The organism is Bacillus sp. FSL M8-0266 (assembly GCF_038613425.1).
In the GTDB taxonomy this organism is placed as follows: Bacteria; Bacillota; Bacilli; order Bacillales; family Bacillaceae; genus Bacillus; species Bacillus pumilus.
On record NZ_CP152015.1, the window covers coordinates 1,227,843 to 1,250,624 of the forward strand.

Annotated in this window: 31 protein-coding genes; 20 read left to right on the forward strand and 11 right to left on the reverse strand. The window is 37.9% G+C overall.

The annotated features are described in order from the left end of the window. Positions 1–7: 7 nt before the first annotated feature. Genes MKY83_RS06010 through MKY83_RS06045 form a run of 8 tightly spaced genes read left to right on the forward strand, consistent with a single transcriptional unit; the run spans position 8 to position 7,040 of the window. Positions 8–1,741, forward strand: a complete 1,734-nt coding sequence (locus MKY83_RS06010; protein WP_342488337.1) for a phage tail spike protein — start codon at positions 8–10, stop codon at positions 1,739–1,741. A 12-nt stretch (positions 1,742–1,753) separates the two neighbouring features. Further along, positions 1,754–3,649, forward strand: coding sequence for a right-handed parallel beta-helix repeat-containing protein (locus tag MKY83_RS06015; protein WP_342488338.1), 1,896 nt, complete (start codon positions 1,754–1,756; stop codon positions 3,647–3,649). 12 nt (positions 3,650–3,661) lie between these two features. After that, positions 3,662–5,233 (forward strand): BppU family phage baseplate upper protein, encoded by a 1,572-nt coding sequence (locus tag MKY83_RS06020; RefSeq protein WP_342488340.1) that lies wholly within the window; start codon positions 3,662–3,664, stop codon positions 5,231–5,233. 14 nt (positions 5,234–5,247) lie between these two features. Then, on the forward strand, positions 5,248–5,529 hold the full coding sequence (locus MKY83_RS06025) for a hypothetical protein (RefSeq protein WP_216927391.1): 282 nt from the start codon (positions 5,248–5,250) through the stop codon (positions 5,527–5,529). Beyond that, on the forward strand, positions 5,526–5,666 hold the full coding sequence (locus MKY83_RS06030; RefSeq protein WP_269195447.1) for an XkdX family protein: 141 nt from the start codon (positions 5,526–5,528) through the stop codon (positions 5,664–5,666). Before MKY83_RS06025 ends, MKY83_RS06030 begins: the two co-directional genes overlap by 4 nt. 38 nt (positions 5,667–5,704) lie before the next feature. Then, positions 5,705–5,917, forward strand: a complete 213-nt coding sequence (locus MKY83_RS06035) for a BhlA/UviB family holin-like peptide (RefSeq protein WP_056704963.1) — start codon at positions 5,705–5,707, stop codon at positions 5,915–5,917. An 18-nt stretch (positions 5,918–5,935) separates the two neighbouring features. Next, positions 5,936–6,199: a phage holin gene (locus MKY83_RS06040; protein ID WP_321999269.1), complete on the forward strand. Its 264-nt coding sequence runs from the start codon at positions 5,936–5,938 to the stop codon at positions 6,197–6,199. A 13-nt stretch (positions 6,200–6,212) separates the two neighbouring features. Further along, positions 6,213–7,040 carry an N-acetylmuramoyl-L-alanine amidase gene (locus MKY83_RS06045; RefSeq protein ID WP_342488343.1) on the forward strand — a complete coding sequence of 276 codons (828 nt, stop codon included), beginning with the start codon at positions 6,213–6,215 and terminating at the stop codon, positions 7,038–7,040. Between the two features lie 160 nt (positions 7,041–7,200). On the opposite strand, the gene MKY83_RS06050 is transcribed toward MKY83_RS06045, so the two are convergent. From MKY83_RS06050 to MKY83_RS06075, 6 genes are all read right to left on the reverse strand, one after another. Further along, positions 7,201–7,476 (reverse strand): hypothetical protein, encoded by a 276-nt coding sequence (locus MKY83_RS06050; RefSeq protein ID WP_342488344.1) that lies wholly within the window; start codon positions 7,474–7,476, stop codon positions 7,201–7,203. Positions 7,477–7,581: 105 nt separating this feature from the next. Continuing rightward, on the reverse strand, positions 7,582–7,905 hold the full coding sequence (locus tag MKY83_RS06055) for a hypothetical protein (RefSeq protein WP_073979946.1): 324 nt from the start codon (positions 7,903–7,905) through the stop codon (positions 7,582–7,584). 20 nt (positions 7,906–7,925) lie between these two features. Beyond that, entirely contained in the window at positions 7,926–8,471 is a 546-nt protein-coding gene (locus MKY83_RS06060; protein ID WP_342488346.1) for a hypothetical protein, read from the reverse strand. 176 nt (positions 8,472–8,647) lie between these two features. Continuing rightward, on the reverse strand, positions 8,648–8,809 hold the full coding sequence (locus MKY83_RS06065) for a hypothetical protein (protein ID WP_342488348.1): 162 nt from the start codon (positions 8,807–8,809) through the stop codon (positions 8,648–8,650). Between the two features lie 151 nt (positions 8,810–8,960). After that, a complete protein-coding gene (locus tag MKY83_RS06070; RefSeq protein ID WP_155887867.1) occupies positions 8,961–9,101 on the reverse strand; it encodes a hypothetical protein in 141 nt (46 codons plus the stop codon). A gap of 62 nt (positions 9,102–9,163) precedes the next feature. After that, on the reverse strand, positions 9,164–9,538 hold the full coding sequence (locus tag MKY83_RS06075) for a helix-turn-helix transcriptional regulator (protein ID WP_342488351.1): 375 nt from the start codon (positions 9,536–9,538) through the stop codon (positions 9,164–9,166). 161 nt (positions 9,539–9,699) lie between these two features. On the opposite strand from MKY83_RS06075, the gene MKY83_RS06080 reads away from it, so the two are divergent. The 4 genes from MKY83_RS06080 (at position 9,700) to MKY83_RS06095 (ending at position 11,961) form a co-directional block, all read left to right on the forward strand. Next, entirely contained in the window at positions 9,700–10,056 is a 357-nt protein-coding gene (locus tag MKY83_RS06080) for a hypothetical protein (RefSeq protein ID WP_342488352.1), read from the forward strand. Further along, positions 10,053–10,238: a hypothetical protein gene (locus MKY83_RS06085; RefSeq protein WP_342488353.1), complete on the forward strand. Its 186-nt coding sequence runs from the start codon at positions 10,053–10,055 to the stop codon at positions 10,236–10,238. The genes MKY83_RS06080 and MKY83_RS06085 overlap by 4 nt, the downstream gene beginning before the upstream one ends. An 884-nt stretch (positions 10,239–11,122) precedes the next feature. After that, complete coding sequence (locus MKY83_RS06090; protein WP_342488354.1) at positions 11,123–11,713, forward strand: hypothetical protein; 591 nt, start codon at positions 11,123–11,125, stop codon at positions 11,711–11,713. Between the two features lie 53 nt (positions 11,714–11,766). Then, on the forward strand, positions 11,767–11,961 hold the full coding sequence (locus tag MKY83_RS06095) for a hypothetical protein (protein ID WP_342488356.1): 195 nt from the start codon (positions 11,767–11,769) through the stop codon (positions 11,959–11,961). A 163-nt stretch (positions 11,962–12,124) separates the two neighbouring features. Here MKY83_RS06095 and MKY83_RS06100 read toward each other — a convergent pair whose 3' ends face one another. Beyond that, positions 12,125–12,391: a hypothetical protein gene (locus tag MKY83_RS06100; protein WP_342488357.1), complete on the reverse strand. Its 267-nt coding sequence runs from the start codon at positions 12,389–12,391 to the stop codon at positions 12,125–12,127. A gap of 255 nt (positions 12,392–12,646) precedes the next feature. Between MKY83_RS06100 and MKY83_RS06105 the strand changes: the two genes are divergently transcribed. The 3 genes from MKY83_RS06105 to MKY83_RS06115 all read left to right on the forward strand — a co-directional run bounded on the left by MKY83_RS06105 (position 12,647) and on the right by MKY83_RS06115 (position 13,977). Beyond that, positions 12,647–13,171, forward strand: a complete 525-nt coding sequence (locus MKY83_RS06105; RefSeq protein ID WP_342488358.1) for a hypothetical protein — start codon at positions 12,647–12,649, stop codon at positions 13,169–13,171. 233 nt (positions 13,172–13,404) lie between these two features. Next, positions 13,405–13,653 (forward strand): hypothetical protein, encoded by a 249-nt coding sequence (locus MKY83_RS06110; RefSeq protein WP_342488359.1) that lies wholly within the window; start codon positions 13,405–13,407, stop codon positions 13,651–13,653. A gap of 99 nt (positions 13,654–13,752) precedes the next feature. Then, a complete protein-coding gene (locus MKY83_RS06115) occupies positions 13,753–13,977 on the forward strand; it encodes a hypothetical protein (RefSeq protein ID WP_342488360.1) in 225 nt (74 codons plus the stop codon). A gap of 290 nt (positions 13,978–14,267) precedes the next feature. On the opposite strand, the gene MKY83_RS06120 is transcribed toward MKY83_RS06115, so the two are convergent. After that, positions 14,268–14,504: a tyrosine-type recombinase/integrase gene (locus MKY83_RS06120; protein ID WP_258395193.1), complete on the reverse strand. Its 237-nt coding sequence runs from the start codon at positions 14,502–14,504 to the stop codon at positions 14,268–14,270. A 598-nt stretch (positions 14,505–15,102) separates the two neighbouring features. On the opposite strand from MKY83_RS06120, the gene MKY83_RS06125 reads away from it, so the two are divergent. The 5 genes from MKY83_RS06125 to MKY83_RS06145 all read left to right on the forward strand — a co-directional run bounded on the left by MKY83_RS06125 (position 15,103) and on the right by MKY83_RS06145 (position 21,786). Beyond that, on the forward strand, positions 15,103–17,814 hold the full coding sequence (locus MKY83_RS06125; protein ID WP_342490546.1) for a hypothetical protein: 2,712 nt from the start codon (positions 15,103–15,105) through the stop codon (positions 17,812–17,814). 1,513 nt (positions 17,815–19,327) lie between these two features. Then, positions 19,328–20,245 carry an ETX/MTX2 family pore-forming toxin gene (locus MKY83_RS06130; RefSeq protein WP_065097708.1) on the forward strand — a complete coding sequence of 306 codons (918 nt, stop codon included), beginning with the start codon at positions 19,328–19,330 and terminating at the stop codon, positions 20,243–20,245. Positions 20,246–20,274: 29 nt separating this feature from the next. Then, positions 20,275–20,790: a DUF3102 domain-containing protein gene (locus MKY83_RS06135; RefSeq protein WP_221450810.1), complete on the forward strand. Its 516-nt coding sequence runs from the start codon at positions 20,275–20,277 to the stop codon at positions 20,788–20,790. Then, positions 20,772–20,996 carry a hypothetical protein gene (locus tag MKY83_RS06140; RefSeq protein ID WP_185108882.1) on the forward strand — a complete coding sequence of 75 codons (225 nt, stop codon included), beginning with the start codon at positions 20,772–20,774 and terminating at the stop codon, positions 20,994–20,996. The genes MKY83_RS06135 and MKY83_RS06140 overlap by 19 nt, the downstream gene beginning before the upstream one ends. A gap of 613 nt (positions 20,997–21,609) precedes the next feature. Continuing rightward, complete coding sequence (locus MKY83_RS06145; protein ID WP_181462043.1) at positions 21,610–21,786, forward strand: hypothetical protein; 177 nt, start codon at positions 21,610–21,612, stop codon at positions 21,784–21,786. A 38-nt stretch (positions 21,787–21,824) separates the two neighbouring features. Here the strand turns inward: MKY83_RS06145 and MKY83_RS06150 are convergent, their stop codons facing one another. The 3 genes from MKY83_RS06150 to MKY83_RS06160 are packed head-to-tail and all read right to left on the reverse strand — an operon-like array spanning position 21,825 to position 22,556. Next, a complete protein-coding gene (locus tag MKY83_RS06150) occupies positions 21,825–22,130 on the reverse strand; it encodes a hypothetical protein (protein WP_044142115.1) in 306 nt (101 codons plus the stop codon). Then, on the reverse strand, positions 22,131–22,388 hold the full coding sequence (locus MKY83_RS06155; RefSeq protein ID WP_044142116.1) for a hypothetical protein: 258 nt from the start codon (positions 22,386–22,388) through the stop codon (positions 22,131–22,133). 3 nt (positions 22,389–22,391) lie between these two features. Continuing rightward, a complete protein-coding gene (locus MKY83_RS06160; protein ID WP_155758697.1) occupies positions 22,392–22,556 on the reverse strand; it encodes a hypothetical protein in 165 nt (54 codons plus the stop codon). Between the last annotated feature and the right edge of the window lie 226 nt (positions 22,557–22,782).

Here is a 22,782-nt window from a genome sequence, read left to right on the forward strand (position 1 = left end):
GGCTAAAATGGCAGCGAAAGATTTTATAAAGGATCTGTCTTCAGGCGCTCAAAAGGTATATAAAAAGTATAATGTATTGGCCAGTCTCGTTATTGCTCAAGGTTGCTTAGAGAGTGGTTTTGGTGGAAGTGGACTAGCTAAATCGGCAAAGAACTTATTTGGTGTTAAAGGAACATATAATGGCAAATATGTTCTGATGTGGACTTATGAACAAGACAAGCGTGGGAATGTAACAAGAATTCAAGCTAAGTTTAGAAAATACCCATCATATACTCAAAGCTTAGAAGATTTAGGAAGTTTATACACTCGTTTATCAAGGTACAAAGCAGTTGTTGGTGAGAAAAACTATAAGAAGGCTTGTCAGGCTGTTAAAGATGCTGGCTATGCGACAGATATCAACTATCCTTCTAAATTGATTAATATTATCGAGACTTATAATCTAACTCAATATGATGATATAAATAACGTGCCATATGATCCTGACATTCCTGATACTCCTGATGATATACCTTTCCCAAGCAAAGAAGATTTGGGATCAGAATCCGAAAAAAATGAGAACCTACCAAAAGATATATACTTTAATCAGATTCATGTCGCTTCTAAAGATGGAAAAGACTTAATTGAGATAATTGGAACGTCTGTTGATATGACTGATAATGCAGAAGGAAAGAAAGACATCACATTCAATCTAATTAGGACTACAGATAACCAAGCTGAATTTAATTTGCTTGTTCCTGATAATGTTATATATCTTGATGAAAAAGTACATAAGCATCAAAAGTATTTCATAACGGATGTTGAACTGAAACAAGATGAAAATGGCACTGTAACAAAGACAATTAAAGCGAGTCATGTTTTTGTATTATTAATTAACAAAAGAAATGACGATGTAAAGCCAATCACTAAGAAAATGAAAATAAAAGAAGCTTTGGATATTGCTTTAAAGGATACAAAATTCACATACGTTTTGAAAGATAGTGAGAGCAAGTTTCCTGAAATTGAGCAAGAAAATTTCGGTGATAAGAACTCTTCTGAATTGTTGTCTCAAATTATAGAAGACTATGAAGCAGAGTTGGATGTTAATAACTATAAAATAATTGTTTATAAGAAAATGGGAAAAACCATTGACCATACATTAGATTCCAGAGTAAACATGAAAGGCATCAACGTCTCCTTCTCAACAAAGAACAGCACCACTAGAGCTTGGGGATATGGCGCTATGAAAGAAAATAAAGCATCTTCATCTGATGATAAAGACAAAGAGAAGCCAAAGGAACCTGAGTATTTATTTGAACCTATCTTATATATTCATCCCGATGAAGATAAATATCTATTAGATGGGGGGTATCGTTGGGGAGAACCATTGAAAGATGAAACGATTAAAAAACCATCAACTATGCTTTCTAAATTGAAGAAGCATGTAAATCCATTCCCAGAAATCACAGTTGAAATTGATTACGTGAACGTCTTTGACGAAGAACTTTTAGATATTCAAGAAGAGTTTTGGAAAGGTGACACTCTACACATCATAGCGGACACTGGCTACGGCATAACATATGAATCTGATGTTAGGCTCATAGAAATTCAGTACAACCCCTTAAACCCCTATTCAAGCCCCAAACTAACATTCTCCAATACAAGAAGAAGCATTGTTGACTACCAATTAAATGCAACCAAAAAAATCCTTGAGACAAAAAAATATTTTGATGATGTTCGGTTAGCAGACTTTACATCTCAATAAAGGAGTGAAGTAATGACGGTAAGACTAAAAAAAGAATACCCAACGATTTTAAACTCTGTTTATCAAGCAGCGTTAAAGGGCGATATGTCCACTATTGAGAGAGCCTTGAATGATTTGGAGAGAATTATTAGTGATCACAAAAGCAACTCCAAAGCACACAGTTCAAAAAATATAAATCATGAAGGATTTGAATTGGCTGCTTTAGTGAATAGATTAAGAGCTAAAATGTCGAACTTGGCAACTGAACAAGACGGCAACAATATTAAAGAGTTGATTGTATCCAGAGTAGCCTTAGATGCAAAGATATTGGCCACGTTGGATGAAAGATTGGACTATGATTTCCAATTAACTCATAACAAGATTGAAGACGCAAGAATGACTGTACCGTTCAAAGAGATATTGAGAAAACATAATGGTAATTTCACTAAGGCTATGAAAGAAGCATTGCAACTGGGGTTGCTTTATCCAGTTTGGATTGCTATTCCACCAGGTAACTATACAATTTCAGAGAAACTTACTATCTATAAAGATACACGCATTACATTTTCAGATGGGGTTTACCTAGCTAGAGCAGATGGATTTGTAGGATCAATGTTTGTAAATGGACAGAGTGGAGATATGTTCACTGGGTACAATGGACATGGAAATATTAAGATTGATGGTTTCGGTGAATTAGATAGTGCAGGAGACAGAGTGAAAGAACAATGCTCAGTCTTTGGTTTTGGTCACGCTAAAGGCATCAAGGTGTCTGGGATAACCGTAAGTAACGTATGTGGAGGTCACGCTTTTGACCTAGCAGGAATAGAAGAAAGTGATTTCAATGACATTAAATTCGAAGGGTTTGTGGACTATAAAGGAGACAGATGGTTTTCTGCTGCAATCCAGGTCGATTTAATGAGGTCATCTGGAAACTTCGGATCATTTGGAGCATACGACAATACAGTGACTCGAAAAATAAATGTAGAGAACTGCAAGTTTAGAAAATCTAAAAAGCTTGGTGGTTACGCCAGAGCAATTGATTCTCACACAAGCACTGACGGTTATCTATACTCTCACATTAACTTTAAAAATAACACCGTTGAGGACACTACAGAATGGGCGGTGTCGGGTAACAAATGGCAAGACATAGCAATAGAAGGGAATACCTTTAACAACTGCTATGGAGGCGTTAGAACGCTTTTACCTTCAATCAGTTCACAATACACTCAAGATGCAAATGGTAATCCTACTAACCGTATTAACAAGGTGAAAAGACAAAAAATCAACAGTAATACATTCACAAATATTACAGGAAAACATGCGATTCAAGTGTATGGAAGAAAAGGCTATCAGACAATTGATGATGTTCAAATTAACGGAAATACAATTGATGGAGTTAAGTTGAAGCACGGTATTCAAGTGTCAGACGTTAATGATTTTATTATTAAAGATAACACCGTAAAGAATGCTGGTCATCATGGGGTACTTGTTACAAGAAGTAGCTATGGTACAGTCGAAAACAATACAATTAAAGATGTAAAAGGTAACGGGTTACGCCTAGAAGAAGGGTCTTGCAACTATGTAACCTCAAAGAGTAATACTATCGTGAATACAGGTTATTCGGGCATTTCTGTTTCAGGTAGTTCTAAAGGCTTTGTTTCTAACAATGATACAGTTATTAATGCAGGGACTCGTTCTGTTTCTGGTTCAAACAATGAATATGATGGTCTTATTTTGATGACTGGAGTGAGTGATTCAAAGATTACAGAAATTCGAGTATCAGGTAAGAAAATGAGACATGGAATCAACTTCACCAACACAACATCGAACATTACGCACTATGGAAACAACGTAAAAGGATCGGGTTACTCATCAAGCTATAAAGATTCAAGCAGCGATGCGATAACAACGCCTGTTAACATTTCTTAAAGGAGAGAACATATGCCTGTTTACAAAAAAGCACCAATTGAATTCACTGTAAATCCTTATAATCAAGGAGTAACTGGAACAAAAATAAGGTTTTCTACAATGGATAAAGGTTCAGCTAAATTAGATTTTCAGATATTTAAAGATGGTGAGACTCTGCCATTGTCTGCTTTAAAAGGGAAATTAACAATGGTCTTCATTAATGGTTCAAAGAGGATGAAAGAAGTTACAATTCTTGATAAAGTGGAAGGCAAAGCAGAATATATTCTTGATGATTATGAGATTAAGCAATTTGGGACAGTGAAAGCTGTCCTTGTTTTATTTTATAGCAATGGACAAACAATGTCAGTTCATGAATTTACATTCAATATTGAACAAAGTTTATTAGATCAAGACATTGTGCCACTAGCTGAATATTATATTGATGATTTTGAGACTCTTAAATACGCAATAGAGAAAATGTCTTCTGAAGCAAAACAAACTCTAGAGGAATTAAGAGCGAAGTTTGAAGATCTAGAAAAGATCGAGACCAAAGAAGGCGCACAAGCTAAGGTAGATGAACACGCTAAGAATACAAAGTTGCATGTCACAGAAGCAAAACAAAAATCATGGGATGCAAAAGAAACACCTGAAGGAGCACAATCGAAAGCAGATGCAGCTGTGCAAAAGTCAAAGGACTTTGTATCAGGATTTCAGAAAATGAAAATTACAACTGACACTGGAATGCCATTGCTCTCTATTAAAGACACATCCATAAGCATCTTAGATTCTGTTATCAATAATGGATTAGGTCAAGGAACGTTCTATGCAATTGCAGGATCAAAAGACTTGCCGAATCACCGTTCTTTTAGAGGTTTCTTCCACATTACAGATGCGGCAAATGGAAAAGGTACATTCGGGTGGGTATACGCAACAGATTACATTAACAACATCTACACCAATTATTTAAACAATAATATATGGAGTGGATGGGCAAGGCTATCTAATCACAATTTGCTATCAGAGACAGGACAAAGCCAGTTACTTCCGAATGGCACGGACATTTTAACGCTGCCTTCCGGCTACTACTATGCTGTGGGCACAAACGTAGTCAATATGCCAAGCAAAACGGATTCTTCATGGTTTAACATCTATGTTGTTGATAATAGCAACAATCGTAAAACATTCCATATCATCAGAAGTGGAGATAATCTTCATTGGTGGGGAACGGTTCATACTGACGGTTCATTTAAGGGTTGGGAACGAATGTTAAGCGAAAAAGATTTAACTAGTTCCTGGAATCAAGTCACATTTGTTACTGGAACAACAAAACATTTTGCTAGTAACCCACTCAAATTTTCAATTCGTCAAAATGCTTTACACCTTCGGGGATCGTTTGAGGGAATCCCGGCGAACGATACAGTTATTGCACGGTTTACTCAAAAACCATCGGGTACAACAGCTTTTGGGGGTACAACAGTTGGATCATACGGAACAGCACGTTTGACGCTTGGCGTAGATGGTGCTCTCAAATTTGACGGTTTAAACGCAAATGACAATTCAAAGGTGACACGAATTGAAATAAACGAAGAAATCCCATTGTGGTAAAGGAGTGATTGACTATGCAAATTTTCTACTATGACGAAAATTTTATGTACATGGGTGAAGATGTAATAAGCGAATATGACGAGATGCCGAAAAACGCTACGGATGTGCGTCTTCCAGAAGGATTATATTTGCCGAAATATAATGAGGGAAAAAGGGTGTGGAGTGAATCAGCATCCAAAGAATATATTGAAAGCTTGCAACCAAAGCCACAACCTTCAGCATTAGAAATTATGGAAGAGCAAATTGCTGAGCTTTATTACTTATTAGCACTGGGGAGTGGTGGTGATCCATCATGATTGATTGGTACAGCAGAATCAAAAGTTTTTATGAAAGAGGTACATGGACTAAAGAAATGGTGTACAACACTGTAGCTGCAGGGAGAATCACGCCTGAACAATATGAAGAAATCACAGGTGAGCCATATGAAGTGTAGGCTTATTTTTTATGCCTGTGAGAAAGAAGGTGATTTAAATGGAAATGGATTTGGCGCAATACCTAATGACACAAGGGCCATTTGCAGTGTTGTTTTGTTGGGTATTGTTTTATGTCCTAAACACAACTAAAGAGCGAGAAAACAAGCTCAATGAACAGATCGATGCTCAAAACAACGTGCTAGCAAAGTTTAGTGAGAAGTATGACGTAGTGATAGAGAAATTGGATCGTATTGAAAGAAACCAAAAATAAAGAAAGAGGTATTTGTACATGAAAAACTTTGACAAAGGAACAGTAATTCGGACAGTGCTTCTTTTAATTGCGCTTGTCAATCAATCGTTGATTATGTTTGGTATGCCTGTTTTGCCAATTGAGGAAGATCAAGTGACTTCATTGGCTGATACGTTATACCTTGCTGGTTCAATGGTCTTTACATTGGCAACAACCCTTGCAGCATGGTTTAAAAACAACTATGTAACTTCTAAAGGGCATTTGCAAAAGGAAACACTCAAACAAAAAGGACTAACAAAATAAAGGAGTAGATAATATGGCAATTACAATTAAAAAGAATCTATTAGCATCATCTAAACACAGACTGAAAGCACCTTACTCTATGAATGCAAAATACATCACAGTACATAACACTTATAATGATGCTCCTGCAGCTAATGAGGTAAACTATATGATTGGCAACAACCAGGCAGTATCATTTCACTATGCTGTAGATGGTGACAGTGTTGTACAGGGTGTGCCTGTTAATCGTTCAGCTAGACACACTGGTGATGGAGAAGCAGTAAATTCAGGTAATAGAACATCAATTGGTGTAGAAATCTGCTATTCAAAATCAGGTGGAGATAAATATAAAAAGGCTGAAGCGATGGCCATTAAATTTATCGCACAACTTTTAAAAGAACGTGGTTGGGGCATTGATAGAATCCGTAAGCACCAAGATTGGTCTGGTAAGTATTGTCCACACCGTATTCTTGCAGAAGGTCGATGGGGATCGTTTAAAGCGTCAATTGAAAAAGAGTTGAAATCAATTACAGGTAAGACTTCTTCAGCATCAAAACCACCTAAAAAAACCCCAACAAAAACACCTTCTAAATCATCCTCAAAAGCTAAGTACACGCTTCCTAAAGGTATCTTTAAGGTAAGTACACCTATGATGAAAGGAACGGCTGTAAAGCAAATTCAAGAAGCTTTAGCTGCACTCTACTTTTATCCAGAAAAAGGTGCTGAAAACAACGGCATTGATGGATACTACGGAGTGAAAACAGCTGATGCGGTAAGACGATTCCAGTCTATGCATGGTTTAGTACCTGACGGAATTTATGGTGATAAAACTAGAGCAAAACTTGCATCATTATTGAAGTAAATAAATAGTCCTCTTGAGTTGATCGAGAGGACTGGTTTGTTTATTTTAGACTAGATTATATTTGTACATAAATTTTTCGAATACCTTATAGAACTCTTCAGATTCCATTATTTCATCTACGTGTTCTTCAATTTCCTCTTCAGTTAAATCTATAACAATCTTATAGTTTTCGATTGATTCCTTTTTCTTCTTTGACTTGTTTTTCTCCAGTTCGCTCATGTTGATCATCCTCATTAAATTTAGATTCCATACGGGCTTCTTTTATGATTATGTTTGCTAAATCTTGATAGAATTGATCTTCTGTAACAAGGTCACCGTATACTTGAGGAAAGATTGCTATTGAGTAGGGCTTACCTGGAAAAGTTAATGTCTCTGTCGTATTCTTCTTTGCATGTTCAAAGATTTCCTTCCAATTTCCTCTATTAGTTTTGACCACGATAAAACTCCTCTAATTAATTTTATAAAATTAATAATAAGAAGAATAGAGGAGAGGGTCTATATGTAAATGATGGTATTAAAAAAGACCTTCAAATGAAGGCCATTAATTGAATTTCTTTTTTAATCCATCCATCATATCTGCAGCATAAAAAGATTGTAAAAGTTCATCTACATTGATTTTTTTATCCTTCTTGCTTAGAAATTGATTGATGATCTTTTCATATTCTTCTCTAGTGTTTCCTTCAATTTCTGAAAGGTTTAAATCCTCACCAAAGTGTCTAATGAACGCTAACCTTGTTATATCATATGCCTTTTTGTCTTCCTCTTCACAACTGCAAAATGCTCCTGAGAGAGTGATGAGGAATTGAACGTCTTCATCGTCTAAACCATTGGCTTTTTGGAACTGAATGAATTGATTTTGTGACATATACAGTCACCATCCTTTTTCTAAAGTATGAGTAGATCAGCAGTGAGAACAATGTATTCAACAACAAGTCCGATTGTATCAGCTACACCTGAGTCTATATGTTTTTTAAGCTCTGCAGAGACAACCTTTCGAGCCCTGCCAGCTGCATTTTTTGGAGTATCAATAATTTTTTCTAATTCTTTAATGATCTTGTTTGCATTTTTGACAGTACCATTTACAGCTTCCTTCCCAAAACGTTGCTGTAATACCCATTTTGCCCAGTCGTTATTTACTAATCCTTTAATTACTTTGATTGCTGCCTTAATAGCCGCACCCTTAGGGCCATTTGTAGTAGCAAGTGGATCATTGTTAGCATTCTCAATAGCTTTAAATGCTTGAAGCAAGGCTTCTTGTTTTTCTAATGGTACATCTCTTAAAGCAAGTTGTTTTTGTAGCTCAGTAGGATTGATAGTTACTACCAAATCTTCTTTCTGTTCGATCTTTTCTGCTGCATATGTAGCTGTAGTTGGAATAAATACTGCTGCTGATATGAGAACTAGCAACATCTTAACAAAAAACTTTTTCATTGGAATACTTCCTTTCTAATCATTTTTCAATAGTGAGGATATCACAAAATGAAATAAATTTTACATAAATTAGAAGAAATAGTATTTAAATCACACATAATTTGTCTTTGTTTTATTTGATTTGTTACTAATTTCTTACAGCATAAAAGGGGTATATTTGCACACAAAAAAACCACCTACACATGAATGTAAGTGGTCATTTGTCTATCTAATTTTTCATTTATCTGATTGAATTCATCTTTTACTTCATCACTGAATTCAACAATATTGCATTCAATTTCTTTTATTTGTGTTGAAAGTTCTTGTATAGCTTTTAGAATTCGTTCGGCTTCAGGCATATAGCTTCACCTCTAAACCTTATAATGGTTTTTATCTTCAATTCGTGTCAAAGAATTTTCAATCTTGTCTAAGTGTGTATAGACATTTTCAAAGCCTGCATGCAACTGATTACGCATCTCATTAAGCACATTAAGAATTTGATCGGTCATTTCAATTCACCTCTGACCAATTATAATACTGCTCATTTTCTTCCAGCTTGGTGACTGTGGATTTAATTTCCTTCACATCTTGTTTAATGATTGATACGTCCGCAGCCAATTGTTCAATCAACTTGAATAATTTTTCGTCCATTTTGCTTACCTCTAATTTATTTGTATCACCATTGCAATTGTTTTGTTTAATAAAAGGCGCAATTAACCCTTGTCTTTTTTATTTAGGTGATCTTTGATTACTTTTTCGAGTCCGTCAATTTGTTTTAGGACATCCACTAGAATATCATCTTTTTCATCATCTTTAATAGTTTGACCATCAATCGAACTGTGGTGAACGTCTTCTCTTTGATTTATATCCTTCGCTATCTCACTATAATGCTCTTCGCCTCTCATCAAAAAATCAAGGGATACATTAAAAAAATCAGCTAGTTTAATCAACATTTCACGATCAGGCTCTCTACTTCCTTGCTCATACGAAGCGTATGTCGTTCGGGCTATTCCTAACTCAGAAGCTAGATCTTCTTGATAAAGGTTTTTTAATTTTCGTAGTTCTTTTAAACGTGTTTTAAAATCCATAAATAACCGCCTCACGATTTGGTATACCTCTATTATAACTACACGGTCTGCGTAATCAAATGATTACAGAAAGTATTAATTTGAAAAATGGGTTTACAATACACGATTCGAGTAGTATAGTTTAAACATAACTACACGAAATGCGTAATGGAGGTGATTGAATGAACCATATCACAATCGTTCAAACGGAATTCAACACACAAGAAATTAACAACCTTTACTCAGCAATCATTGTTAAAGAAGGTTATGCAGTAGGGGAGTGTGATGGCCAGATTGTTTTAGCTGAAATCACTCAACGAACTGACGGTAACTACGATGAGAGAACGATCTGGTATATAGGAAGAAATGTTCCATACGCAGACTTAGAAACGCTTGCTGAGGTCGTTACACATCTATTGAAACAAATCACGCTGTGGGAAGTCTTAACTAATTTGAGGATATTAGAACCGAAGAATCAAGAAACTGAATTTGATTGCATTATCCTTGATCCAACTAAACCAATTACAAAGGGGAAATGAACATGTTAAACAATGTGAATCCAAACATGAAGTTATCTGTAGGTCAAAGAGTACAAACGTTATACGGACTAGGAACAATTGAAGAAGTACATAGCAATAATCAATATGGAGTCGCTGATGATGAGTACAACATGCTTGATATTTATGATCGTGATGAGTTAGCTGTAGTGGGGTTAAATTAATGGGGAAGCTGTTTAGAAGGTTCATAGATGAGTTACTATTTGTAACAATCATGAGCACATTAGGGCTATTCCTACTGCTCATGATCGTCATTTCTAGCTGATTAGAAAAGTGTTGGCGCACTATCTAATCTGATGGGTTGGTACACTTCCATGATACCAGCCCATTCTAACTTATTTTTAATCTATATTCAATATTTCGCATTATGACCTCATTTAAACATAGGTCGTGCATTTCTTGAGGTAAGTAGAGTTTACCTCATCTAACTAAATAGAATCAGTCTATACTCCTGGATCAAGGTGTTGTCTTTAGTGATGCCAAATTTAAGGGTAAGGCTGTCGTGGAATGCGCTAACACACGTTAAACTTGAAAGGGTAGTGACTCAGCCGATGCGATAAATGAGGATAGGATACCACTATGCTTCCCTATTTGCACATGTATCTGAAAGGCGAAAGCTGCCATTAAGTGCTGAACGAAGGATGGGTGTATCGTTTCTGACGATGCAGGATAAGCCATAAGTAAAAGAGTCCAGATATGGGCTTTCTGAAACTGTTAGGGACACTTGACACAGTAGGCTTGTTTGGGGAATAACCAACGGCAAATAGGGTGACACATACGGATACCATAAGCTTGATATACTATCAAGTTAGTCAGTCGCCTGTCTGAGTTTGTTTATTTTTTTACAAGCAAATTCAGGAAGACAACTTGTTCAGCCGTTGTCCATTGCTTTCAACCTATCAAGCCAAAAAGCAAACGACAAGTCAAGACTAATATTGAAAGTAAATATTATTCACCATTTCAATAGAAGAATTTCATTCATTGATAAAATAGAATACAAAACCTTTATATGTTAAAATTAAATAAAAGTGGTAAAGGTGATTAGTTCATGGAATTGATGAGATTGCTCAGTATTGAAGAAATTACACTTAGTAAGTTCCTATTAGCTATTAGTGCAAGTTTAATAGGTTCTTTAATTGGACATTTTAGAATAAATGGTGTTATAACATTGCCTGTTGTTTACATACATTATAAGAGCAATGTGTCTTTTCATAATGCTAATGTTTTTTCTTGTTTTTATAAAATACCTCTGTGTATTGGTGATTTCATTTTGTTCCTTATAGGGGCACGCTTCAAAAGGAACATAGAAGCTGGCGCTATTACTCTAGAATTGGGATTCTTAGGTGATCTTTTGGTCGGAATCGGGACAGGTACTCTTGCCTATTGTGCTGTGGTAACTTCGGGAGTTACAAACGTTCCTGCAATAGTAACAGGTTCATTGTTGGCTGGTTACGGAGGATTCACATATCTGCAAAAAGTACAAGACCGTTCTGAAACTGATATGCAGCATGAAAAGAAAAACAAAACAAACGTTTTCAAAACAGATGAGGAGCAAGTTGAGGAAGCTAAGAAAACTATTCATGAAGGCGAAAAACAAGCAGCTGCTACTTCTTCTAAAGAACATAGTGGTAAGTCCTGATTAAATTTGGTAAAATTAATTTGTATAAATATGATTTGTGGGGAGGGATCAAGATGGAAATTGCTGTAACTGCGCAAGAGAAAAAGATGCTAGACGAGTGGTTGAGCATGATGGGCGATCCGAGGCTAACTATTTCCCAAAGGCGTGTTGCGAGAATTAGATACGACCATCTTTATAACGAGGTAGTTACCCGCGCGAAGAAGTATAATGAATTTAAAGAAAGAGAACTCCAACATTCCCAATCTTAATTTGAACCTCACTTAACGTGGGGTTTTTCTATGCCATCATTTAACAATTTTCCTCTTCTGCCGATAATTCTTTTGAGGTGGTATAGGAATGAGTTGTGAAAATTCCATGGGTAAATTCGATAAAATAAAAACCTGCTTCCATTAGTTAGAAGCAGGCATAGACTCATTTGTAGACGTAACACGTGCCCTCGATAACTTTAACACAATCGAAATCATCATAATAAGATTTTCCATCATCATCTCTAAAGTAAATACGAACTTGTCCTATCCCATTTTTATAACCCATCCATCTATACTCTTCGCCTGTATCGTGTTTGTTTCGGATAGGTGTTAAATCTCCTGGTTTTACTGGTTCTGCATTGACTGGAATTCCAGAAACAAATAAAGCCCCTGCAACAAAAATAGCCCCGATAATTTTTTTCAGATTCATAAATTACACTCCTTCTCAAATTTATGTATCTATTGAATTACCAATAGACATCCTAATATTAACATTTACTTTACATATATTTTGTCGAATTGTGTAGTAATTTTGAAATAATTTCTATTTTTAATTAATAATTACATCTAATTCGATCATTTGATTATATGCTAGAGAAAAAGTCGGCAAGACTTTTTAAAAAAGGCTCAAAACAACTTCAGTTCATTAACATAGTTTCCGATATTATCCATGAGGTGACTATAAGTGAGAAGCACACTGAAGGAAAATAGAGAAATTAAGGAATTGAGAAAACAGAAGTTTACTAAGCAAAATTTAAAGCATAATTTGGTTAAGTTGAGTACACGTGGACTCATTGTTTACTTAACAGAAAACTTCCCTAGAGATGGTCAAGATTATCCCGAACATAAAAAGAAGATGATGATTCTGAAATCATTAGATAAGGAAGATATATCATGCGCAATTGCTCGTATGGATAGGATTAATCATGTTAATGATCAAAAAAGATTCTTCTTCTTTATTGGAGCAATGTCCACAATTATCGGTGCTGCAATTGGTACCATTCTTGGAAATATAGAATTCGATCCTGATGCAACCAATTTAGATATTGCTATAACTATTGCAATGATATACATAGTTCCCGTAATTATTTGTCTAATGTTTTCTTGGGCAGTGATAATGGACAGTTTCAGCAAAGCAACAGTTAATTATTTTAAGGACTTGCTAATCCTTGCTAGAGATGAGAAAAAGAATGATATTGAAATTGTTTAGGCTCTCCCTTGCCTTTTTATTCATACTGGGTTTACTTCATCGTAAATTGCAGTATTACAAAGGGAGTAGTTTTAACCTACAGTGGGGATCTCATAAATACCTACCGTCATTTAAAATGACATCAGCTTATATCAAAACGCATATTTGCGTTCAGTCGTTTAAAACTATGATATTCTTTCCATTCAATCTAAATCCCCTGTATAATTAAGGAAAATTAATTAGGAGGATTAAAAGTGAAGGTTCTTAGGTTTGAATATGAGAATAATAGATTTGAAATACACGCAATGTTTATGGACGATATTTCAAGCATGAAAGATAATGATATTCAAAGAGATATGCTAAAAAAGAGTGAAAAAATAGTTGAAGTTGCTTTAGGCTTTGAAGGTTATTTACAAGTAGAAGACTTTTCAACTTATGAAGAAACCAATTATGTGTATTGCTCATATACGTTTGGAAAGAATAACAAGATAAGAAGCGTTTAGAACGTGAGTTAGACGAAACTAAGACTATGAATTGATTGAGGATTAATTATTAACCCATGTTATCATAGAAGAAAATGGATAATGGGGGATTGTCAATAAATGCTTAAATCAAAGTTTATCGTTTGGACGTTTATCATTGTGACTGGATTCTATATGTTGGTGAGTATATGGAACATTGCTGCATTTCCAGATAAGACATGGACAGATTACGCAGGGCAGATTTTGATTGTAGTTTTTGGAAGTATGGTGAATGGTTTAATCGCTGCATTTTTTATGTACGCAGCAGCTATGTTAGTGAAATATATTAATGGTGATAAAGCTTAAAACAGGTGTATAAAAAGGTAACAAAAAAGGTAACATTTTTTTCGATTTTTAAAGAATACGAAGAAACACCATAGGATACAGAAAGGTAAGGAAAGCTTATGTATCAGGGTTTATAAGTGAATAGAGGGTATCGCTGATAATCACAGGATTCCATATATCTACCTTGACAGGGTAGAGGTCGCTGGTTCGAGCCCAGTCGGAATCATCGTTGAAACCCTTGCCTAGCAAGGGTTTTTTTGTTTTTTTTGACAGCGAATATTTGTTCTGTTTCTTTTGATTGGGGACGTACTTTATCCACCAGATTGTTTCTGAGTATTTTTAGGATCAGAACGATTAAGGTGTTCTGCAGTGTTAAATTCTAATTTGTTTGTGACATGACCATAAATATCTGAGGTAGTTTTAGCACTAGCATGCCCGGCTCTTTTTTGAATAGCATTCATGCTCTCACCAGCCTCAATAAGGAGTGCGACCATTGTATGTCTTAAATCATGTAATCGAATGTTTTTTAATTTGTGTTTATTTTTGATCTTAGACCATTAAGCCATTATGAAATAAATATTGGTGATCATCTCCTTCCCATACTAGTTAGGCATCTTTACAAAACGTTTAGAACTTCTTGATTTAGGTTCTTTAACATAGGGTTTGCCATCAACTGTCTTTGAAATTGAACGATTAAAAAAAAGACCTCACCATCAAATGAGGTCCTTTTCTATCCGCAAGCGTTAGAGGAGGTTCCTCTTACATATTTTACCTAAATTTTCTAGTGGTTATAACTCCAAATTTATAAAAAATCACTTTTCCAATTCCACTTACATATAGTATACAGGCCGCATGTCTTTAATCTCTCATGGTTTTACCCCATCTAGAAAAAATCTCCCCCTATGGGGAGGTCTTTTCTTTTTGTGTCTTTATCTTATTTTTCTTTTCTTGTGGAGGGGAATAATTTATTGTAATTGCTTTACTAATGCTTTTTTGAAAACTATATAAGAAAAAGAACATTATACATATTTATCAATAATAAAAATGTTGTTATAAATCATCTGTTAATTTAGACTGTTTATACATTTTTGCTAAACAATCTCACTAATGTAGATAAGGTGCATAAGATGTCAAAGAGGTGATTTTATGAAAAGGTGTAGGCATTGTGGGAAATTATGTACATCTCATTTGGGAAATAATAATAAACGAGGAAGTTGGTATGGTTCGTATGAAGATTATGACTGGGAGTGTGATAGCTGTAAGAAAGGAAAAACAAGAAAACCAGTGAAAAATCCTTGCTGTGGAAAGGATCCTTGTGTGTGTGTCATCCAAGGTCGTCCAGGGGGTAGAGGTAGAAGAGGCCCAGCAGGTCCAACAGGTCCAACAGGTCCAACTGGACCAGGAGTAGGAGCAACGGGAGCGACCGGCGCAACAGGAGCAGCAGGAGCAACAGGAGCCACCGGAGCAGCAGGAGCGACCGGCGCAACAGGTCCAACCGGAGCGACCGGAGATGCTGGCGCAACAGGAGCCACCGGAGCAACAGGAGGCACAGGAGCCACCGGAGATCCAGGCGCAACCGGAGCAACAGGAGGCACGGGAGCCACCGGAGCAACAGGCGCAACCGGAGATCCAGGTGCAACCGGAGCAACAGGAGGCACAGGAGCCACCGGAGCAACAGGAGGCACAGGAGCCACCGGAGATCCAGGCGCAACCGGAGCAACAGGAGGCACGGGAGCCACCGGAGCAACAGGCGCAACCGGAGATCCAGGTGCAACCGGAGCAACAGGAGGCACAGGAGCCACCGGAGCAACAGGAGGCACAGGAGCCACCGGAGATCCAGGCGCAACCGGAGCAACAGGAGCCACCGGAGCAACAGGAGGCACAGGAGATCCAGGCGCAACCGGAGCAACAGGAGGCACGGGAGCAACAGGCGCAACCGGAGCAACAGGCGCAACAGGAGGCACGGGAGCAACAGGAGGCACAGGAGCCACCGGAGATCCAGGCGCAACCGGAGCAACAGGCGCAACCGGAGCAACAGGAGCCACCGGAGCAACAGGCGCAACCGGAGCAACAGGCGCAACAGGAGATCCAGGTGCAACCGGAGCAACAGGAGGCACAGGAGCCACCGGAGCAACAGGAGGCACAGGAGCCACCGGAGATCCAGGCGCAACCGGAGCAACAGGCGCAACCGGAGCAACAGGAGCCACCGGAGCAACAGGCGCAACCGGAGCAACAGGCGCAACAGGAGATCCAGGTGCAACCGGAGCAACAGGAGATCCAGGTGCAACCGGAGCAACAGGAGGCACAGGAGCCACCGGAGCAACAGGAGGCACAGGAGCCACCGGAGATCCAGGCGCAACCGGAGCAACAGGAGCAACCGGAGCAACAGGAGGCACAGGAGATCCAGGCGCAACCGGAGCAACAGGAGGCACGGGAGCAACAGGAGGCACGGGAGCAACAGGCGCAACCGGAGCAACAGGCGCAACAGGAGGCACGGGAGCCACCGGAGCAACCGGAGCAACAGGAGCAACAGGAGGCACGGGAGCCACCGGAGATCCAGGTGCGACCGGAGCCACGGGTGTCACAGGAGCCACTGGCCCTACCGGAGCCACAGGAGATACAGGAGATACAGGAGCAACCGGAGCAACAGGAGGCACGGGAGATACAGGAGCAACCGGAGCAACCGGAGCAACAGGAGGCACGGGAGCCACCGGAGCCGCAGGTGCAACAGGTGCGACCGGAGCCACAGGAGCAACCGGAGGCACAGGAGCCACAGGAGATCCAGGTGCGACCGGAGCCACCGGAGCAACGGGTGTCACAGGAGCCACAGGAGCCACAGGAGCAACCGGAGCCACAGGAGATACAGGAGGCACGGGAGCCACCGGAGCAACAGGAGGCACGGGAGCCACCGGAGCAACGGGTGTCACAGGAGCAACTGGCCCTACCGGAGCCACAGGAGATCCAGGAGCCACCGGAGCCACCGGAGCCACGGGTGTCACAGGAGCAACTGGCCCTACCGGAGCCACCGGAGCCACAGGAGGCACAGGAGCCACAGGAGATCCAGGCGCAACCGGAGCAACAGGCGCAACCGGAGCAACAGGCGCAACCGGAGATCCAGGTGCAACCGGAGCAACAGGAGGCACAGGAGCCACAGGAGATCCAGGTGCAACAGGTGCAACCGGAGCAACAGGCGCAACCGGAGCCACGGGTGTCACAGGAGCCACTGGCCCTACCGGAGCCATAGGAGATCCAGGTGCAACAGGTGCAACCGGAGCAACAGGCGCAACCGGAGCAACAGGAGGCACAGGAGCCACAGGAGATCCAGGTGCAACCGGAGCCACCGGAGCAACAGGCGCAACCGGAGCAACGGGTGTCACAGGAGCAACTGGCCCTACCGGAGCCACCGGCGCAACCGGTGCAACCGGAGCCACAGGAGCAACCGGCCCTACCGGAGCCACAGGAACGCTTGCAACAGCCTCTGCTTCTACTGTTAATAGTACTAATCAAACAGTTGCTAATAATGCTAATTTTTCATTAGCTGGTGCTCAGTTTTTGGATAATGTAACTTTTACAGCACCAGATACCTTCACGATTCAGCAAGCAGGTAATTATTATATCTCTGCATTAGTTGCTCCTACTGCTGGCCAAAGTGGCCCGACATCTATTGGCGTATTTATAAATAATTCTGTGACTCCTTTTGCCAGTGGGATAAATAATGGAACCGGTCTGGGTCAACAAGTAACTGCTATAGGTTTTACTGGGCAAATTGCTGCAGGTGCGAATATAACTTTAAGAAATACCAGTGGGCAGGCCATTACAGCTGCTCAAATAAGGTTAGCAATTTTCAGAATTTCGTAGACTTCTAATCTAACCCCTCTAGTATCAAGAAAATTGCAGGATAAGTGCATATTCAGTTTGTACTTTGTTTATTCCAGATAAATATCTTTTGTTTTAAGCAGGACATGATCTTTTTCATGTCCTGTGATTTTTTGAGATTTATATTTATGGCAATGAAAGAAAGCATCGATTGCATTAAATGTTTTTCTTTACAAGTCTTTCTAAATAATAATAAAAATGTACATAAACTCTTCCTTATGAGGTTGAATCCCATAGATATGGGTGATTCTGTGATAATACGGAAAAATATATCCAATTAATTTGAAAGACCGTTATCCAAAAAAGTTGGTATGATACGTATAAGGATGATGGATAGGGGTGTGATAGTTGTAAGAGGTAAAGTTCGGAAAACCATAAAAAATTCATGCTGCGAAATCGATCCTTGTAAGTACGATATTCAAGGGCGGCCAGGGTAAGTAAAAAATGATCAAAACCTGACAATGATCCCCAAAAGACATATCAACTTAAAATCTATAGGCAAAAATAAAACAGATCCTTTAAGGTCTGTTTTTTATGGGGACGGATTGGGGACCAACCCTTTCAGTTTTGTTCAGAAATGCACATTTTTTATCAGAAAGGCTCATCATAAAACCTTATTAAATCAGTCTTTTTCAGAGAACGTTTGTTTGCTGTGGATAAGGTCATTAACCTTGACAGGGGAGAGGTCGCTGGTTCGAGCCCAGTCGGAATCATATAAAAAGACGTTGATATAAAGCCATTCTTGAGTTATTCAAGGATGGCTTTTGTCTATTTAAAATGAAAAAGTTCTAAAAATCAATGCAATTAATGAGAATAGCATACCCTGCTTCCCTATTTGCACATGTATCTGAAAGGCGAAAGCTGCCATTAAGTGCTGTACGAAGGATGGGTGTATCGTTTCTGACGATGCAGGACAAGCCACAAGTAGGAGAATCCATTTTTTGGGGCTCTGAAACTGTTAGGGACACTTGACACAGTAGGCTTGTTTGACACTATCAAGATGATCAGTTGCCTGTCTGAGTTTGTTTCTTTTTTTATAAGCAAATTCAGGCAGACAACTTGTATAGCCGTTGTCCATTGCTTTCAACCTATCAAGCCAAATAGCAAACGACAAGTCAAGACTAATAGTGAAAATAAATTGAGGAGTTGTAAGAAAACATGGGGACTCCTCAAACTTATGTCAAAGGGTTAGCTTCATGTCTGTCCATTTGACAGGTATTAAAGGGAGTAGTTTTAACCGACACCCTATATGATAGGAACACTATGACGGTCACCACTATCATTTTAAATGAGAGTATTAAGCTGATAAGTTGAACTTAAGGAAGTGAAGTAGCCCACTGTAGGAGTGGAGATATAATCTAACGAACAATTGAGTCGTTTAAAACTAAGGTATTCTATTAGGGGTGAATTAAATTTACAATAAATTGTATTTATGTATATTTGTGTTATGATAATTATGTTCAATATAAAATACAAACGGTAAGGATGAGATTACATGAAAAAAGTCTTTTTGTTTAGTACGATTATCTTTAGTTTTATTTTAAGTTCATTCCCATTAGTTACAAAAGCACAAGATATTCAGATTCACAATCTCCAATCCGATTTAGATCAAATTGGAATAAGTTATTATCACGAACGATTAGCTGGTACTACTATGACTGGTTTATACAAATATTCTAGTGAACCCAAATCAGTAGATACAAGTTATTACAATTTTGATATTGATAGGTCTAGCGTAAAGACAACAAGCAATAGAACTTCTATATCACCTGTATTTATAGGTCAAAGTGAATTTGCTAATGGAACAGATAAATCCCAGAGATTTACGACCCAAACTTATTCAGAAGAGATTTCTCAAACATTTGACACTTCAAATGTTTCTGGTTTCAATTTAGGCGGCAATAGATTTATTTCTATTTTGTTACAGATGATTGATGGAAAAAAGTTTGATATTATTCAAAATACAGCATCAAAAACAGTATCAAGCGAAACAAAGAATCAAAGACTTACAGCTTCTCCTCAAACAATTAAGGTTCCTGCTCATAAAACTTATGTTGTAGAAACATATTTAACTAGAGATCAATATGATTTCACAACTACCTATACAGCCAAAGGTAATTTAGGTAGAACAAATATTAAAACTACTGCAATGTGGATAGCGTACGATGGAACACCACATCTCAAAAAAGGTAGTATTTCCGATGACACAATTAATTATTGGAATGCATTATCAAACAATGGAAAGTCTGGAATTAAAAACTTAAAAATAAACAATGTAAATAATAGTTTTTCATTTGATGGTAAAGTTTATACTAAAGCCGTTTATGGCAGTACATACACTATTAAAACTTATGAAAAAAATGAAAAGAATCAACGAATTTTAGTGGATAAATTTACTCTACCAATAGAATAATAAAAAGGTCAAAGAGTGTAGTAGTCTCTTTGGCCTTTTTAATAGAAATCAACTCATATAAACAAGTAGCTGGTCAAGCCATATTTGAGATTGGCAGACGACTAAAACATGTTAAAGAGAATGATTTGGTGCATGGTGAGTGGATTAAGTGGTTAGAGAATATAGACATGGATAGATATCAGGCAGCACGTTTCATCAAAGTATTCGATAATCTAAGCGAATCAAATGTGCGCCTGGGCGCACATTTAGGTCTGAAAACTTTGTACGAAATTGCGACGATACCCGAAGATGCTCGAACCATTTCTCACCAAATCCCATCAACAGGTGAAACAAAAACTGTAGACGAAATGACTGTGCGTGAGTTGCGTGAAGTGAAGAAAGCATTAAAGGAAGCGGAACAAGATAAGAAGCGATTAAAACGTGAGATAGATGAAGCGAGGAATATGGATCATGATGAATTAATCGAGGATTTGAAAAGAACCCAGGTTATCATAGAAGAAAATGGATATTGGGGGATTGTCAGTAAATGCACAAATCAAAGTTAGTTGTTTGGACGTTTATCGTTGTGACTGGATTCTATATGCTGGTGAGTATATGGAACATTGCTGTATTTCCAGATAAGACATGGACAGATTACGCAGGACAGATTTTGATTGTCGTTTTTGGAAGTATGGTGAATGGATTAATCGCTGCTTTCTTTATGTACGCAGCAGCCATATTAGTAAAATATATTAATGGTGATAAAGCTTAAATTTGTAGACAGGGAGATGCAACCTTGTCTATTTTTTTAGAGGAGATGTTACCTCATGGATTGGTGAAGATTTTAGTCACAGAGGTGTCACAAGAAATGTTTTTACTATTAAGAATCACTTAGTATAAGTTAGTAAACTAAATCGAATGAATCCTTATGCATCAATGATTTGGACAACTATTCAGAATTTTATAGAATTAGTTAGAAAACGTGTCTCGTCTTTGACAGGATAGAGGTCGCTGGTTCGAGCCCAGTCGGAATCATCGTTTAAACCCTTGCCTAGCAAGGGTTTTTTGTTTTTTCAGTAACGAATATTTGTTCAGTTTCTTTTGATGGGGGCCGAACTTTATCCACCAGATTGTTTCTCAGCATTTTTAGGATCAAAACGATTAAGGTATTCGACTTATCATCTGGCATCGTTAAAGTGACCGAGCCTTTGAAAAGGATGCCATAAACAATGGAATAGACGGCTACTTGGAGCAAAAACAGAAAATGTGGTTAAACGATTCCAGCTCATTTTTGTTGGATGGGGAATTTTTTTTGTTTTAATTGGGAAAAATTTGGTTATAAGGTTAGGTGAAACGTGATATGATTGTAAAAAGGAGGTAATGTGATGACATTTAAAAAAGCGTTCAATATAGGTTATTTTGTATTGCTTTTATCTTTTATTGTCGTATATTTCTTGCTTCCAGTCGATCAAATATTTACCGCAATTATGATTCTAACCGTACTATTTGGAGTATACCAATTTGTGATTTTCAAAAAGCTAAAAGAGCAAAAACAGCAATAAAAACAGCCCTAGTCTGCATTAGACTGGGGCTGTTTTAATTATGTTCCGCACATGTAATGCTTTCCTGCCGATCCTACTTCGTCCAGTTTTTTATTTTTACGTTTACTGACCGAGAACATTTTCAAGTGTCTCTTTCTCCACAAATAACAAATATCAGTGTCGGCTCGTGTTCCCCAACGTGCGGAGAAGTAACCTGTTTTCATTTTCAATTGAATCATTATTTGAGCAGCCGCAGTAGCAATCCAACCAACATAAGGAATACGGTTTAAAATGGCTGCTACAATTACTCCTAAAACTGCCTTTCCTTCTACTGTAATACGGTAATGATCATATTTGGACCACACTCATTTTACCTTTTGTTTCAGTGTTGTAAAATCAACATTTGCTAATTGTTCAAGGGAATTAGTGACCATTGGATTCATTTGATTTTCTAGTACAATGCTGTTTGCAATCTTATTTACCTGTTCTTCAATTGCAGCTATTTCGTCAGATTTTAGATAGTTACTAGAAACAGAAATATTACCTGTCTCTTTGTTAGATGTATAGGTGATTGTGCCAAGTTCAGTTTTAAAAGTGGTAACATGTTGTGAATCGTTTTCCATGGTTTATATATTTGTTTTCAATCCGTCTATTTCTTCGGTGAATTCTTCGTGATTTTTAAAAGAGTCGTTTTCTTTTGAAGTGTTTTTCTCGGTTGCAAAACTTGGGGGAACAGAGGTCAAAATCAGGGACAAGGACAACAAAATAATAAACAATGCCCGTTTTTTCATGTAATTCCTACTATGGAAAATATAGTCTTGCGACACCATCTTATCTTCTTCAACAAATATAAAAGAGACTAAAATACCATTTTATAGGATTGTTGTGTTTTCATTGTGTGAATAGCTGAATGCACTTTTTGAATTAATTAAAGTAAGCGCTAATAGGGCTTGAGATTGTTGAAATTTATAAAAAAAGAAAATGATAACGTTCAAGCGAATACACATTTGATAAAAT